17 protein-coding genes and 1 riboswitch are annotated in these 15,576 nt (G+C 44.3%); of the genes, 12 read left to right on the top strand and 5 right to left on the bottom strand.

The genetic code is table 11. The features are described 5' to 3' along the window. The first annotated feature begins 314 nt into the window (after nt 1–314). Both C5469_RS16130 and C5469_RS24080 read left to right on the top strand, forming a co-directional pair. Entirely contained in the window at nt 315–1,103 is a 789-nt protein-coding gene (locus tag C5469_RS16130) for a glycosyltransferase family 25 protein (RefSeq protein WP_166308779.1), read from the top strand. Nucleotides 1,104–1,182: 79 nt separating this feature from the next. After that, on the top strand, nt 1,183–1,305 hold the full coding sequence (locus C5469_RS24080) for a hypothetical protein (RefSeq protein ID WP_278249769.1): 123 nt from the start codon (nt 1,183–1,185) through the stop codon (nt 1,303–1,305). Between the two features lie 180 nt (nt 1,306–1,485). On the opposite strand, the gene C5469_RS16125 is transcribed toward C5469_RS24080, so the two are convergent. The 5 genes from C5469_RS16125 to C5469_RS16105 all read right to left on the bottom strand — a co-directional run bounded on the left by C5469_RS16125 (nt 1,486) and on the right by C5469_RS16105 (nt 6,240). Next, nucleotides 1,486–1,860 (bottom strand): hypothetical protein, encoded by a 375-nt coding sequence (locus tag C5469_RS16125; RefSeq protein ID WP_166308776.1) that lies wholly within the window; start codon nt 1,858–1,860, stop codon nt 1,486–1,488. Nucleotides 1,861–2,038: 178 nt separating this feature from the next. After that, nucleotides 2,039–2,479 carry a tail fiber assembly protein gene (locus C5469_RS16120; protein WP_166308773.1) on the bottom strand — a complete coding sequence of 147 codons (441 nt, stop codon included), beginning with the start codon at nt 2,477–2,479 and terminating at the stop codon, nt 2,039–2,041. A gap of 2 nt (nt 2,480–2,481) precedes the next feature. After that, nucleotides 2,482–3,114, bottom strand: a complete 633-nt coding sequence (locus C5469_RS16115) for a gp53-like domain-containing protein (protein ID WP_166308769.1) — start codon at nt 3,112–3,114, stop codon at nt 2,482–2,484. A gap of 981 nt (nt 3,115–4,095) precedes the next feature. Beyond that, the gene (locus C5469_RS16110) at nt 4,096–5,610 is read right to left on the bottom strand and encodes a trypsin-like serine peptidase (protein WP_166308763.1); all 1,515 of its coding nucleotides are present in this window, start codon (nt 5,608–5,610) and stop codon (nt 4,096–4,098) included. Nucleotides 5,611–6,012: 402 nt separating this feature from the next. Beyond that, on the bottom strand, nt 6,013–6,240 hold the full coding sequence (locus tag C5469_RS16105; protein ID WP_166308760.1) for a molecular chaperone TorD family protein: 228 nt from the start codon (nt 6,238–6,240) through the stop codon (nt 6,013–6,015). Between the two features lie 456 nt (nt 6,241–6,696). Then, nucleotides 6,697–6,880: riboswitch (cobalamin riboswitch) on the top strand. A 101-nt stretch (nt 6,881–6,981) separates the two neighbouring features. Between C5469_RS16105 and C5469_RS16100 the strand changes: the two genes are divergently transcribed. Genes C5469_RS16100 through C5469_RS16055 form a run of 10 tightly spaced genes read left to right on the top strand, consistent with a single transcriptional unit; the run spans nt 6,982 to nt 15,567 of the window. After that, the gene (locus C5469_RS16100; RefSeq protein WP_166308757.1) at nt 6,982–8,364 is read left to right on the top strand and encodes a cobyrinic acid a,c-diamide synthase CobB; all 1,383 of its coding nucleotides are present in this window, start codon (nt 6,982–6,984) and stop codon (nt 8,362–8,364) included. After that, complete coding sequence (cbiB, locus tag C5469_RS16095; protein ID WP_166308754.1) at nt 8,361–9,320, top strand: adenosylcobinamide-phosphate synthase CbiB; 960 nt, start codon at nt 8,361–8,363, stop codon at nt 9,318–9,320. The genes C5469_RS16100 and cbiB overlap by 4 nt, the downstream gene beginning before the upstream one ends. 14 nt (nt 9,321–9,334) lie before the next feature. Then, on the top strand, nt 9,335–9,967 hold the full coding sequence (locus C5469_RS16090) for a cobalt-precorrin-8 methylmutase (protein WP_166308751.1): 633 nt from the start codon (nt 9,335–9,337) through the stop codon (nt 9,965–9,967). Further along, entirely contained in the window at nt 9,964–11,100 is a 1,137-nt protein-coding gene (gene cbiD, locus C5469_RS16085) for a cobalt-precorrin-5B (C(1))-methyltransferase CbiD (protein WP_166308748.1), read from the top strand. Before C5469_RS16090 ends, cbiD begins: the two co-directional genes overlap by 4 nt. After that, nucleotides 11,097–11,699, top strand: a complete 603-nt coding sequence (locus tag C5469_RS16080; protein ID WP_166308745.1) for a cobalt-precorrin-7 (C(5))-methyltransferase — start codon at nt 11,097–11,099, stop codon at nt 11,697–11,699. The genes cbiD and C5469_RS16080 overlap by 4 nt, the downstream gene beginning before the upstream one ends. Beyond that, nucleotides 11,689–12,258, top strand: a complete 570-nt coding sequence (locus tag C5469_RS16075; RefSeq protein ID WP_166308742.1) for a decarboxylating cobalt-precorrin-6B (C(15))-methyltransferase — start codon at nt 11,689–11,691, stop codon at nt 12,256–12,258. Before C5469_RS16080 ends, C5469_RS16075 begins: the two co-directional genes overlap by 11 nt. Continuing rightward, complete coding sequence (locus tag C5469_RS16070) at nt 12,251–13,024, top strand: cobalt-precorrin-4 methyltransferase (protein WP_166308739.1); 774 nt, start codon at nt 12,251–12,253, stop codon at nt 13,022–13,024. The genes C5469_RS16075 and C5469_RS16070 overlap by 8 nt, the downstream gene beginning before the upstream one ends. Then, nucleotides 13,005–14,066: a cobalt-precorrin 5A hydrolase gene (gene cbiG / locus C5469_RS16065; RefSeq protein WP_166308736.1), complete on the top strand. Its 1,062-nt coding sequence runs from the start codon at nt 13,005–13,007 to the stop codon at nt 14,064–14,066. The genes C5469_RS16070 and cbiG overlap by 20 nt, the downstream gene beginning before the upstream one ends. Then, nucleotides 14,060–14,785 (top strand): precorrin-3B C(17)-methyltransferase, encoded by a 726-nt coding sequence (locus tag C5469_RS16060; protein WP_166308733.1) that lies wholly within the window; start codon nt 14,060–14,062, stop codon nt 14,783–14,785. The genes cbiG and C5469_RS16060 overlap by 7 nt, the downstream gene beginning before the upstream one ends. After that, nucleotides 14,782–15,567 carry a cobalt-precorrin-6A reductase gene (locus tag C5469_RS16055; protein ID WP_166308730.1) on the top strand — a complete coding sequence of 262 codons (786 nt, stop codon included), beginning with the start codon at nt 14,782–14,784 and terminating at the stop codon, nt 15,565–15,567. Before C5469_RS16060 ends, C5469_RS16055 begins: the two co-directional genes overlap by 4 nt. Nucleotides 15,568–15,576 lie beyond the last annotated feature (9 nt).

Below are 15,576 nucleotides of genomic sequence, written 5' to 3'. Positions count from 1 at the left end.
ACAAATGGTCTGTATTGACTTTAGTTGCTGGATAATTAATGTATAACAAAGATAAGGGTAGATCGGCAATGAATATTATGATAAAAAATTTCCATACAGGGAATGGAGATGGTCATACCACATATGTAATGAATATAGTTAAATATGGCGGAGTTGACAAGGGAGCCAGCAGGAATATTGCAAGCAATATCCCATCCGGTTGTCTACCTCCCCCACCTAAACTAAAAGCGTAAGTGTGGAGAATGGGTTGTAATTGTTGGATTAATAGCCATAATTATCCTCTTAATGTTCGCTATAAAACACTGGAAGACACTATGAAAAACTTTATAATTAGCTTACTGAATAATAATGAAAAAAGAAGAGAACATATAACTGAACAGTTCGAAAGGAATAATATAGAATTTGAATTTTTTGATGCTATTGATAAGAGCAGAATCAATATTGCAAATGAATTAGGCATAACTTTTGACAACCCAAATTTATCAATGGGAGAAAAAGGATGTTTTTTAAGTCATATTACCTTGTGGAAGAAAATTATTGACGAGAACATTCCTGTAGCCGGTATTTTTGAGGATGATATATATCTATCCAAGGAGTCAGAATTATATCTAACTGATTATAGTTGGGTAGATAACAACATTGATATTATAAAAATTGAACGAGCAGATGAGAAAGTAAAAACCTCTGTTTTTCCAGTGAAAAAACTTAAAAAAAATGAGAATATTTTTAGATTAAAGAACGAACATTTAGGTGCTGGTGGGTACATTATTACAAATAAAGGAGCTAATTTTCTATTTAATAAAATAGCTAACACTCCATTAAGAGAACCAGTTGATTGTGAAATATTTGATAATTTTATTTTAGACAAAAATTACATTGTCTGTCAGTTAATACCAGCACTATGTATGCAGGATTTTACTTTAAATAAGAGTCATAATAATTTCCCAAGTTCTTTAGAAAATGAAAGAGTCCATAGAGTTATCACGCCTAAAGAAAATTATAACAATAAAGTGTTACGTGAAATACATCGAGTTAAAAATCAGATTATTGACTTTATTTTTAATAAACGAATAGAAAGAAAACTCCCCTTTAATAAGGATTAATGAGCTATGAACCTGTAATTTAAATTGTGTAATTGCCTGTCTTTGATATATTTCTTCGGACAACGGAGACAGGCGAATTATGGACGAAAAGAAAATTAAGGCACTCGCAGCCGAATTGGCTAAGGACCTCAAAACTGAAGCCGATCTTAATCAGTTTTCCCGTATTCTCACTAGTTCGGTGAGTCTGGACGGTCACTTATAATCAGGTGGCAATTACACAGAATAATGTACAGACTCGGGGCTTATCCTAGATAACTAAGTTCATCTAGAACAGCCACAAATTTGATTTATTGGTCGCTCTAGCCACTCAATATCAGGAGCAGTTGATATGTCTACTGATTCAACTTAATAAGCATACATTATCCAGTCAACGAGGCGCTGCTTAATATGCGCCAAGTTCTCCCGTTGGCGGCTTATTTATCGAACTATATACCCGAATACTGGATGCTTCATACACTCCCTTACCGGAAATATATCCAGTGGCATCCACATTCCCGTTTACAACACCACCTGATTTTGGATACACCCCTACATTCTCGGCACTTAAACTAACATCCCCACTCAACGTCTTGCCATTAATTTTCCGACTACTCGGCACGGCACTTTTCGCCAATGCCACCGTTTCCGCTAAACCCACGGTAAAAAGTATCCAGGGATTTCCCCAATAACGGTAAGTTCTACTGACGTTATTACCTTCTTCAGCATGAGCCAATATTTTAAGCTTTCGTCTAACTTCCTGTTCTTCTTTCTTGTTCATCTTGACCTCAACTAACATCTGTTAAATATACATAAAACTGTCAGTTGAGGTCTAGAAATTCACAAATAAGTGAACATATATATAAATTCAATATTACTGCCAATTTAAAACTCAAAGATAAATGCTTGCATTTTTCATACAACCTATTAAAGCTAACTTCCACCAACTATGGTAAAATTTATCTTCTGTCAGTGGGAGATTGTGGTTTTTCAGGCCAGTCAATATCTGGTGCTGATGTAACATCGATACGGCTCAGTGATATTTGGTATTTTTTCCAAGCTATTAACTGCTCTTTTTCCTCATTATTTGCCATATTTAGATCAATAGCATCTTGTAATGGTACAATTTGATTTGTTGCTTCAGCTATTAATTGTTGTTTTCGAGATTTAGCCTGTTGCTGCAATTCTTCTTTTGTGGGTGGAGGAATGTCCGCCCATTCTGGTAAACCATTTTTACCCGCTATACGATATTTACCTTCTGGAGGAATACTGCCGGCAAACTCAATGAAGATAACTTCATCGACTTCCACTGCATCGTTTGGAAATGAACCGGCATTGATATAATCCTGTTTCCATTCGACCGGATAAAATGCATTAGTTGTTGCACTGTAATAATACATAATCAATACCCCACAGCCAGATAATAAAACGATAGTACACTCTGATTACCCGTTAGTGTAAATCCTGTTCTGCTTCTATTAGTAGTGCCCATAGGTTGATATCCTATATTATCTGATAACACAATCCCGAAAACAGCATTTGGAAATGAGATTGGAAAATTAAAATTCAGTGATTGACCAGCATACCAAAGGTGGTTCGCCCATTGATAAATCATCCCGGTATCTCCACATTTCCACCAACCATTTGTAGATTTTAAAGCAGTATTTTTGCTGCCATATCGGGAATCAGACTCAGGTTTAGTATATGACTGACCCATAGGAGCATAGTTCCCGGCTGGCTGGTAATTACCACGAGGTTGATAATTTCTGTCAACTTCATCCAGCCACGCTAACACATGTCCATTGAATCTTGCATTATCTGCATCTATCGACAAAAGACCACTGCCCTTGAGTTGAAATCGCCCATTGCACTCACCTGTGGTATATGCGCCGAGTTCTCCCGGGGATGGCTTATTTATCGAACTATATACCCGAACACCGGGTGCTTCATACACACCCTTACCGGAAATATATCCCGTGGCATCCACATTCCCATTTACAACACCCCCCGATTTTGGAAACGCATTCTTAGCCAACGCCACCGTTTCCACTAAACCAAGGTTTTACAGAATCCATAAACTAGCAGTAACTTATGTCGAAGCAGTATGCCGGGGCATTAAATGGAAATAAAAATGGTAAAAATCGGTTGTATCCATGTATTAATAAATGACCAAAATGACGATTATGAGGGATAGTATCGTGAGTGATTTAATTTTGAACAATCATTGATCATAAAATAACCCGTCGCTGTTAATAGTCAAAATAGCTTACATATATACCATTCTGGGTTAGATCCATCTGAATTTGCATGACCACGGCCATGCTGAAATGTTAGTGTACAGCTTTCTGAGTCTGTATTGGCAATATTAATATAACTAACATTCCAATCTACAGTTTTAGTTTCATTTGTACATCCATCTATGAAGTTATTATTATCCTGCAAATTTCCCAGATAGGTTTGACCTGCTTCTAAACGTATGTTTTCGTCTCCACTATCATACATGCAATTAGATGATTGCGTAACCAGAGTAATACTCTTTGTCGCTGACGAGTTTTTAATTTCTAGTGCATATGTTGCTGATAGATTAGAAATTTTATCCTCTGAGATTTTTAATGTTGCTTCCTTTTCGATAACGTTTTCTTTTGTCTCAGCAGCTAAGGCTAATTGTGTTGTCGAACGTTATTGATATCGTAAGTATAATTCATATTTCTATATGTTGAGTTATTTTTGTGAAAAATTAACTTTCTGATATATATCAGAATGTAACCTGATGAAATGTTGATGAATGTGTCTTTTACAGATTGGTTGTTCTGTAAATAATAACAAATAGGTTTTGTCTAACTTTAAAATAATTTAATTAATTAGATAAGAGTATCATGTGTATATTTGTTGTTTTAATATTTTTAGAGGTGATGCTAATTATATTGAACTTGAAAAAATTGAGAGGTTTTAATTGGTTTTATATTTATCAGTAAATGTAAAAAAGGCCAGCAAATACTGGCCAATTTTGAAAGGTTTATTTCTTGTCGTTAAAGTCATTAAAAGATATTGGGCCTTTGTTACCCGCTTGATCTAAGCCATATACACAAAAACGTACTGGGGCGTCTTTCTTCATAAGAGAGATCGGTATTCTTCTATAAATAGAGTAACCGGTGTGATCATCGCATTTTGTAGATTTCACTGGCCCTGATTTTATACGTAAATCAACAATTTCCCACGGACTAAAAATAGGGTTAACAACCCATCTGTCATCTGCTTCAAAAATTAATCTTATCTCTGGTTTTGTTGATGGAGGAGTATTGTCAATTTCACGTAATTTTATTGATGCGTTAGATGTACTCTGCCAGCGTTTATTTGCAGAATGTTGCCCAATAACACACATGGTATAAATCCCTTCATTGGCAGGAACGGTAAGTTTTTCCAGCGGTTGTGTAGTGACTGGAATAGGTTTGCTGTATCCTTTAGGATCTGAACAATCAACATTACTCGCAAGTCTTCCCTTATAGCGAATCTTATCAAACCCCTTTTCCTCAAGACGTAAATTCCAGGTGGCAGGTTTGTTGTCAACTGTACCTTTCGTAATTAGCGGACCGTTAGTGTTAATAGTGATCCCTTTTCCATCATCAAATTTACTTAAATCCAGTTTTCCATCAGGGGTAAATGCACGTGCAATTTTATCAACAGGAATATAGTAACTGGCACCTGTACGAGAGAAACTGTGATCGATAATAAATTCACAAGGCCGATTAAGACCGCAACCCGAGTAACTTCGGTCGACGGTGGTATTTAATACACCAATTATCCTAGATTGATCTTTCAATATAACCGGTGAACCAGAAGTTCCTCCCGCAACACCGGCGCAATTAACAGAAACGGCCGGAGACCAAGCCCATATACCTTCATACACAAGCGAGGCTTTTCCAGTAATGTCGCAAGCTGAATAGCGTAGATAGCGTTTATCACCATCTACACCATTGACCGGAATGTGAGCAAGTTCAATGGGCTGACTTGTTACTGGTTCATAATCTTTTTGTAACGTCACCGGCAGTATTCCGCGATTTGCCAACTCACCATAAGTTGCTTTAAGTCTGAAAACTGCAAGGTCACCGCCTTTCATTGTTGCGTATAAAACCCTATCAACATCAACAGGTTGGTGTTTATTAATTAAGTCAATAAAGTAATTTGGTGTGTATGTCCAACCAGGGCCTACAGGTTGGTCAATCACTACTTCATTAGTATCTAATGAAGAATCAAAACAATGGCCTGCGGAAAGAATAAGTGCTTGTTGATTGGCATCAGGGGTTTCTGAACCGGCAATAAGTGTTGCGGTACACTGGCCGCGACCGCTTAGTTTACCCACATGCTTAAATCGTTCAGCGCCCGGATCGGTAGATTTTAATAGCGGAGCTTCGTTGCTGGTATTGTCTTGCAGATCAGCAATATGCTCGTTGTTATTTTCGGGAAGCGCTTGTGCGGAACAACTTGCTGACACAATCCCTGTAATAAGTGTAGCTAAAAAGATTTTTCTCATATTTTTACCTCATGTTGTTTACATTTTTGATCTTTCCATATAATGGAAACAGATATTCAATGAAGAAAAAATTATCGCTAAGTATTTTAGAGCTTTAATAAATCCTCTATATGAGTATTTAATGTTTACTAATTTATGAATTAATAGACAGTTTTTTTAGCGCATAAAATCATTCTATTGGATGACTGTTATCCATAGCCAATAATAAATAACATAAAAATCAGTTGAACCGTTTTATATACTGCAATAGAGCTGTAACGATCAATATAAGGGTTTTTCTGATATTATGAGTGATACAAATGATGAGTTGATTAAATAGAATTTAAACTCCGGATGGGGGTGCGTTTATTAGTCATTACTTAATTTTCCATCCGGAGCATTTATTGAGGAATAATAAAAGTGTTAGTGGAATAATTCTAGTTCTGCTACGGTTAGTTTTAGTTCAGTTTGAAGAGTTTTCAAATAGTCAATCGCAATGGTGGCTAAAATCGGATAAAAATCATTTTCTAGTTTGGTTGTTTGAACGAGTTCCGGGTAACGGTATGCCCACAGTAGCAGGTGCTGTTCCTGTAATGTACGCGCTGCGGGTTTATGTTCTTGTTCCAAAATATAAACTAAAGCAAGTGGCATGAGGCCGAGTTGATCTTCTGAGGAATGAGTAGATTGACTTGTTCTGACTGGGGGAGTAATAAAAACAGGCACCAAGCATACGCAGAATCGTGGTATCTAATAATATCGGCAGTTTTCATTGTGATTTGGTTATACAGTGATGTAAAAAGCAATTTTACGATAAACAGCACCATAAGCTTATGTGATATGGATAGATAGTTGATTATGATCAACGTTTAATCTGGTGCTGTGTTGTTACTATCTTTGTTAGCAGATTGGTGATGATTTTTACTATAAAACACATAAATTTATCGCCGAAAATAATAATATTCATCATTTTTTTGATGTGAAAAATATATATTTGATTTACATCTTAATTCAATGAGGTTAATAAGGTTATTATGGTAAAAGTGAATATATCATTAGTTATTTAATAATTTAATAATTTAATAACTTAAAGAGTAGACCACGTTAAAAATAAATAAACCGCCGTCGGGTTAATATCGCACCTAATGGTGTGTGGGAAGGAGGTGAAAATCCTCCGCAGCCCCCGCTGCTGTGATGCTGACGACTCTGCTAATGCCACTGGTCGGAACGACTGGGAAGGTTGCGGAGAAGGGTGACGCTAAGCCAGAAGACCGATCTGACAGGCATGAGACATTAACTCCTTCGGTGGGAAGCGGGTTGTCATCCAAGTGGTGTGCGCAAGGCTGGCACGTCTTATCGACGCTCATTTTCCGATCGATATGTCGGGAATTTTTTATGCAATGGTCAGGCAGGAAAGCATTTGTTATCGCGGGTACTGGCAGTGGTTGTGGTAAAACTACCGTTACCCTCGGCATTTTACGCGCGTTGATGCTGCGAGGGTTGGCGGTTCAGCCGTTTAAAGTAGGGCCAGATTATCTGGATAGTGGCTGGCACAGCACCGTATGCGGTGTGGCATCCCGTAATCTTGATGCGTTTATGCTGCCAACAGCGACTCTTAATGGCCTTTATAATCAGCATATGCGCCATGCTGATGTGGCGGTCATTGAAGGTGTGATGGGGCTGTATGATGGTTACGGTATTGACCCCAATTATTGCAGTAGTGCTGCAATGGCTAAGCAGTTGGGATGCCCGGTGATTTTACTGGTAGATGGTAAGGCCGTATCCACTTCTGTAGCTGCAACTGTTTTAGGGTTCTGTCGTTTCGATCCTTCTCTGACGATCGCAGGAGTCATTGTTAATCGCGTCAATTCTGAAAATCATTTCGAACTGATCCGTTATGCCATTGAACATTATTGTGGTGTGCCGGTGCTGGGGCGTTTGCCGGTGATGAAGGATGTATCGTTGCCATCCCGTCATCTTGGCCTTATTCCTGCTCAGGAGCAGGTTGCCGATGATGCTCGTTGGCAGCGGTTGGCTCAACAGGTTGAAACCTATATCAACCTTGATCGTCTGTTAGCGCTTTGTGACTGTCCCTCTTTACCAGAAGGTGAGGCCCCACCATTGCCTGATCCCGCGTTGGCTGATGGTCTGACGCTGGCATTAGCGGATGATGAAGCCTTTAACTTTTATTACCCAGATAATTTGGAAATGCTGGAGCAGGCGGGGGTACAGATTCACCGTTTTAGTCCACTGCATGATCGCCGTTTGCCTGATTGTCAGATGATTTATCTTGGTGGAGGCTATCCTGAAATATATGCCGCTAAACTGGCCGCCAATAGTGCCATGCGGGAGGCTTTACAGGATGCTCATTGTCGGCAGGTTCCGCTTTATGCTGAATGTGGTGGTCTGATGTACCTTGGCGAGTCATTGACTGACGGAGAGGGGAAACGCCACCAGATGACTGGCATTCTGCCGGGAGACAGTCGGATGGGAACACGGCTAATGCGCTTTGGTTACTGTCAGGCTCAAGCCCGTTGTGACACTTTACTGGCCAAAAAAGGCGAGATTTTGCGAGGGCATGAATTCCACTATTCCGATTTTATCAGTTCGGTACCTTCGGTTTTTGACTGTACTAAATGGCGTGACGATATGGTGATACAGCAATGGGCTGGGGGATATCAGGTACAGCAAACTCTGGCCAGTTATCTTCATATCCATTTTGCTCAGCGTCCCGGTCTGCTGGATCGCTGGTTGGCACTTGCCAGGAGGCTGTTATGACACTTGCCGCTTGGTTTGCTGCTTTCCTGCTCGATAGTTGGTTAGGTGATCCACCGCATTGGCCTCATCCAGTACGGTGGATTGGCAAACTGATCTCACTGGTACAACGGGCTATCCGGCACTGTTGTCACAGTGAACGTGCACTGAAAGTCGGTGGCGCTGGGTTGTGGATAGTGGTTGTCGGGCTGACTGGGTTGGTGAGTTGGGGAGGCTTGTGGCTGATGAACTACATTCATCCTTGGGTGGGCTGGTTGGCTGAAGTGTGGATGATTTATACCCTGTTAGCGGGCCGTTGTCTGAGTGACGCTGCGCTGGCGGTACATGATGTATTACAACATGGCTCACTGGATGAAAGTCGCCAACAATTATCGTGGATTGTTGGTCGGGATACGTCTCAATTGGATGTACCACAAATTACGCGTGCGGCGGTGGAGACGGTGGCGGAAAACAGCGTTGACGGTGTTATTGCTCCACTGTTTTTCCTGATGATTGGCGGTGTGCCATTGGCAATGGCTTACAAGGCGGTTAATACCCTAGATTCTATGGTGGGATACAAAACGCCGGAATACCGCGCCATTGGGTATGTTTCTGCTCGCATGGATGATCTGGCGAACTGGTTACCGGCGCGGTTGAGTTGGTTGTTGCTGAGTGTAGCGGCTTGGTTTATTCGGGTTGATTTTCGTCAGGCGCTGCGTATTGGTTGGCGCGATCGTTATCAACATGCTAGCCCCAACTGTGCCTGGCCTGAAGCTACGGTAGCGGGGGCGTTGGGTATCCGTCTTGGTGGTCCGAATTATTACTTTGGTGAACGGGTAGATAAACCCTGGATTGGTGATGAACGCCGTAAAATCGCGCTGACGGATATCCCGCTCAGTATCCACTTGATGATGGTAGCTTCGCAACTGGCCTTACTGTTGTTTGCGTTGTTGCGCTTACTGTTGGTCGGAATGGCTTAGAAAAGGGCAATGATATGAATTATCTCCAGAAACCTCAGCAAATTGAACAGAATAGCTTCGCAATCATTGGCGATATTATTGCCCGTGAGCATCCTGATTATCGTTTTGTTGATGAGATGCAAGAAGCGGTGATTAAACGGGTGATCCACACTACCGCAGATTTTGATTGGCTGGATATTTTGTGGTTCTCGCCAGATGTGCTGACCCACATTACTGAAGCATTGCGTCGGGGATGCATTTTGTATACCGATACCACGATGGCTCAGTCCGGCATTAACAAAACACTGTTACATCAGATGGGTTGTGAGAGCCGTTGTTATATCAGTGACCCACGCGTAGCGGCGATGGCGAAAGCGCAGGGTATCACCCGCTCGATGGCGGCGGTGGATGTCGCACTAGATGAGGAAGGCGACAAAATATTCGTGTTCGGTAATGCGCCAACAGCGTTGTTCCGTTTACTGGAAAGACAAGCTTCACCCTTAGCGGTGATTGGGGTTCCCGTTGGGTTTGTTGGTGCTGCGGAATCGAAAGCTGCGCTGATGCAAAGTGAATTGCCTTGTATCGCCGCGGCAGGCCGTAAAGGAGGTAGCAACGTCGCAGCGGCAATTATCAATGCCATTTTGTATCGATTGCGGGAGGCACAATGAGCGACACTATGCAATTGGATAGCATCTGGCATAACGGTAAACAGTATCGTAAAGGTTATACCACCGGTTCTTGTGCCACTGCCGCCGCTAAGGTGGCCGCATTGATGGTGCTGCGTCAGCAAATTATTGACCATGTTTCTATTGTTACGCCTTCTGGTGTGACACTGCGTCTTAATGTCGAACAACCCTTGATTGAGGGTCAGCAGGCTACCGCGGCTATTCGTAAAGATGGTGGTGATGATGTGGATGCGACCCACGGCATGTTGATTTTTGCCCGTGTCACCCTGTGCGACCATGGAGAGATCAATCTGCGTGGTGGAGAGGGTGTTGGCACTGTCACTCGCAAAGGTGTTGGGCTGCCAATAGGTAGTGCCGCCATTAACCGTACACCGCGCCAAACCATTGAGGCAGCGGTTCGGGAGGCTATTGGTCCTACGCGGGGTGCGGAAGTAGAAATTTTCGCACCAGAAGGTGAAGAGCGGGCAAAGAAAACTTACAACGGGCGATTGGGGATACTGGGTGGCATTTCCATCATTGGTACCACTGGTATCGTTACCCCCATGTCGGAGGAGAGTTGGAAACGTTCATTAGCACTAGAGTTGGAAATGAAACGTGCGGCGGGTGCTGAGAAGGTCATTCTGGTTCCGGGCAATCACGGTGAGCGTTTTGTGCGTGAACAACTGGGGCTTGATGGTCAGTTAGTTGTCACCATGAGTAACTTCGTTGGTTACATGTTGCAGGAAGCGGTGCGGCTTGGGTTCCGCCATATCATGTTAGTGGGACATCCCGGCAAGCTGGTGAAAGTGGCAGCAGGAATTTTTCATACCCACAGTCATATTGCTGATGGTCGCATAGAAACGTTGATCGCGTATCTGGCACTGATGGGTGCACCGCAGGCACTTCTGTTGGAGGTTAATCGCTGCGATACCACAGAAGCCGCAATGGAACTGATCGCAGAACAGGGTTTGCAAGCGGTTTATGATCGCATTGCTGAACGTATTTGCGAACGGATGAGTGAGATGTTGCGTTTTGCCGTTAATCCCCCGCGTTGTGATGCCATTATGTTCTCCTTTGATAATCAAATATTAGGTACTAGCCGTCCATTGAATGACATTTTGGAGGAGATGAGATGATCACCGTAGTCGGTATTGGTCCCGGTGATACTGCGTATCTGGTACCGCAAGCACAGCGTTATATCACTGAGGCGGAGGTATTGGTGGGTGGCAGGCGACATCTGGAGATATTTAGCGGCATAACCCATGAAACCCGCGTATTGGATGCGGATCTTGCCAGCTTGATTGTCTGGCTACAGAACAACAGCACTCGTCATATTGTGGTATTAGCGTCTGGTGATCCGTTGTTGTATGGCATCGGCAAACTATTGTCTGAATATTTTACCGCAGATGATCTGCGCATTATTCCGGGTATCAGTTCAATTCAGTATCTATGTGCCAAAGCCGCATTGGATATGAACGATATCTATCTGACCAGCAGTCACGGGCGTACCCCAGATTTTGATTGGCTTCTGCAACACGACAAAGTAGGGATGGTAACTGATGGGCGCGTAGGCCCGTGGGCAATTGCGCAGGCCATTATTCAGCGTGGCCTGAGTCGTACATTGATTATTGGTGAGAACCTCTCTTTGTCCAATGAGCGTATTCACCGCCTGCGGCCTGAAGCGGTGACAACTGACTATGACATGAATGTGGTGGTGATCCTAAATGAGAGATGATGAATTTTTACGCGGCCAAAAAGTGCCGATGACTAAAGAGCCAGTACGTGCATTAGCACTGGAGCGGCTGGAGTTAATTAATGCCAGGCAGTTGATCGATGTGGGTGCAGGTACAGGCAGTGTGGCGTTGGAGGCAGCGTTGCGATTCCCGGCGCTGACTGTCACTGCCATTGAGCGTAACCCGGCGGCATTGGCTTTGGTTGGAGAGAATCGTCAGCGGCTGGGTTGTCATAATGTGGAAATCATTGCCGGAGAAGCGCCGTTGGCATTGGATGTTATGGCAGATGCGGTATTTATCGGTGGTAGTGGTGGACAATTGACAGCACTGATCGACTGGGCGCTGGATCACATGTACCCCGGTGGCCGTTTGGTACTGACTTTTATTTTGCTGAATAACCTGAATGATGCGCTGGCACATTTGCGAATGTGTCAGGTCAGCGATTTAGAATGTATACAGCTACAGGCATCTACTCTGGCATCACTCGGCAGCGGCCACTATTTCAAGCCGAATAATCCGACTTATCTTATTTCCTGTTACAAGGAGGAGTGCCATGTCTGAGCATTTTGATCCCCGGAAAGTTTGGTTTGTGGGGGCTGGACCGGGTGACAAGGAACTGATCACCCTGAAAGGCTACCGTTTGCTGCAACAGGCGCAGGTGGTGATTTATGCCGGTTCGCTGATTAATACCGAATTGCTGGATTATTGTCCGCCAGAGGCTGAATGCCATGACAGCGCCGGTCTGACACTAGAGCAGATTGTTGCACTGATGGTTGAAGGCGTCCATGCGGGTAAATTGGTGGTTCGGCTGCAAACTGGCGATCTCTCGTTGTACGGCTCCATTCGCGAGCAAGGAGAAGCTTTAACCGATGTCGGTATTGGTTTTGACTCGGTGCCGGGCGTCAGTGCTTTTCTTGGTGCGGCAGCGCAGTTAGGGGTGGAATACACGGTACCGGAAGTGTCGCAAAGCCTGATCATTACCCGGATTGAGGGGCGAACACCGGTGCCACCGCTCGAACAGTTGGAATCCTTAGCAGCCCATCAAACTTCAATGGCGATTTATCTTTCAGTACAGAAGATGGGACATGTGGTTGCGCGTCTTCAGGCTGGTGGTTACCCGGTCACAACGCCAGTTGCGGTGATATACAAAGCGACTTGGGCTGAAAGCCGTACTGTGCGCGGCACATTAGCAGATATCGCCGAAAAAGTACGCGAAGCGGGTATCCGTAAAACGGCTTTGATTCTGGTCGGGGCTTTCCTGGGAGAGGAATATCACAATTCCAGACTCTACGATGCGGGGTTTAGCCATGAATATCGCCGGGCATGAGTCGATTGCGGTGTTCTGTTTGACACCGGGCGGGGTCAGACTGGTACGTCGGTTGAAAACGCATCTTCCTCTGACCTGTTTTACCAGTGAAAAGCTGCTGGAACCGGGGTTTACTCCTTTCAATGGCAGTTTTGGAGATACCTTACGCGAGGCATTTAAAAGCTATTCGGCGCTGGTGGTCGTTGCGGCTCTTGGGATCACGGTACGTATGATTGCGCCGCTGATAAACGACAAAATGCATGATCCCGCCGTGGTGGTGATTGATGAACGAGGTCAGCATGTCATTAGCCTGCTATCCGGTCATGTGGGTGGAGCAAATGCATTGACTTACTCTCTGGCAGAACTGCTTGGGGCCGATCCGGTGATTACAACTGCCACTGATGTTAACGGGATGGCGGCGCTGGATACCCTTGCTACTCAGTTAGATGCCGATATGCAGGATTTTCGCCACGTGGTGAAGGTGATAAACCAAATGCTGGTCAGTGGTCAGAAAGTGGGGTTGTGGTGGGATGAGCCACTACTTAGCGAACGTGAACACTGTGATACCCGTGGTTTTGTCCCGGTAGCTTGTTTGGATATGTTGCCGGAATTGGATGCATTGGTGTGTATCACATTGCGAGATTCACTGCCGGGGCTGTTTCTGCCAGTTTATAAACTGGTGCCGAAACGTGTTGTGGCTGGGATCGGTTGTCGCCGGGATACACCATTGCAAACACTGGTTGAGCTATTGCGGAAGCAGATGGCAGAAAATCATTTTGACCTGATGGCCCTTCGCGCCATCGGTAGTGTTGTCATTAAAAAAGATGAACCGGCGCTGAATCAGCTTGCACAGCGTTGGCGTGTACCGTTTGAGTTGTTCAGTGTTAATGAGCTAAGTCGCCATGAACAGCGTTTTCCCGCTTCCGATTTTGTACGCCAGACGGTGGGAGTTGGCAGTGTTTCACAACCTGTCGCTTGGTTGATGAGTGAAGGAAAACTGGTTGGTCGGACCCTGCGTGAGCAGGGCGTCACTATCACTTTAGGGGTATCACAATCATGTTAACCGTAATCGGTATTGGACCAGGCAATGAATCCATGATGACACAGGAAGCCATTGCAGCGATCCGTGAAGCTGAAATTATTGTCGGCTATAAAACCTACACCCATTTGGTCAAACATCTGACTATGGATAAAGAAGTGATTAAGACCGGTATGTGTAAGGAGATTGAACGCTGCCAGACCGCGATTGATCTGGCTTTATCCGGTCGCAAGGTGGCTTTGATCAGCAGTGGGGATGCGGGGATCTATGGTATGGCTGGCTTAGTGCTGGAGTTGGTTTGCCAGCAACAATACGATCTTGAAATTAAGTTAGTAGCAGGGATTACCGCCAGTATTGCCGCGGCATCGTTGTTAGGTGCACCGTTGATGCATGATTTTTGTCATATCAGTTTAAGTGATCTGCTTACGCCGTGGCCGATGATTGAGAAACGGATTATTGCTGCCGCGCAAGCCGATTTTGTTATTTGTTTCTATAACCCACGCAGCCGTGGCCGTGAAGGGCATCTTGCCAAAGCATTTGAACTTATGCGTCCGTGGAAAGCGGCACAGACGCCAGTGGGGGTGGTGAAGGCTGCCGCACGTAAAAAACAGGATAAATGGATCACCACATTTGGCGAGATGGATTTTTCGCCAGTAGATATGACCAGTCTGGTCATCGTTGGCAATCAAACGACTTATTGCCGTGATGGACTGATGATCACACCACGAGGGTATGAATTATGAATCCTCCGGCAGTCCATGTTTTTGGTGGTACCAGTGACGCCCGACTACTCTGTCGGGCATTAGACTCGGCAGGCGTGCGTTACCGTCTTTCTGTTGCTACTGATGCTGGCAGACAACTCGCGGGAGATATTCGTGGCGAGGTGGTGGTGGGGCGAATGGATATTGAGGCAATGGTACATTACTTTGACCAGCACAAAGTGCGCTGGGTGATTGATGCCTCTCATCCTTATGCGGATGCGCTGAGTCAAAACGTGATTACCGCCTGTCGCTGTTTATCATTGCGGCTCACCCGTTATCAGCGCCCCAGTGAGATTGATTTACTGCATCACCCGTTGTTGCACAAAGTCGATAGTGTGGAGGCGGCTTGCGACGTTACACAGACATTAGGGCAACGAATCTTGCTAACCACCGGCAGCAAGCAACTGGCGCTATATCAGCGCTTACTACCGGGAAAAACCTTGTTAGTACGGGTACTACCGACCGCCGAGGTGTTAATTCAGTGTGAAATGTTAGGATTGGGGGTCGATCACATTATCGCGTTGCGTGGGCCATTCACGGCTGAATTTAATCATGCATTGTATGAACTTTGCCATCCTGATGTGGTAATCACCAAAGAATCCGGTGCAGAAGGGGGATATCAGCAGAAAGTAGCGCCTTGCCTGGCACTTAATATCCCCTGCATTGTGGTATGCCGTCCTGCTTCGTCTTTATCTTACGATGAAGGAGAGCGGGTTAGCTCATTGGATGAGTTTGTCCAACACCTGACCAATTGGCAGGAATAATGAGGGCAA

The organism is Photorhabdus cinerea (assembly GCF_011189575.1).
Classification (GTDB): domain Bacteria; phylum Pseudomonadota; class Gammaproteobacteria; order Enterobacterales; family Enterobacteriaceae; genus Photorhabdus; species Photorhabdus cinerea.
The sequence above is the reverse complement of the archived record's forward strand: the minus strand, read 5'-3'. Positions and strand labels throughout refer to the sequence as shown.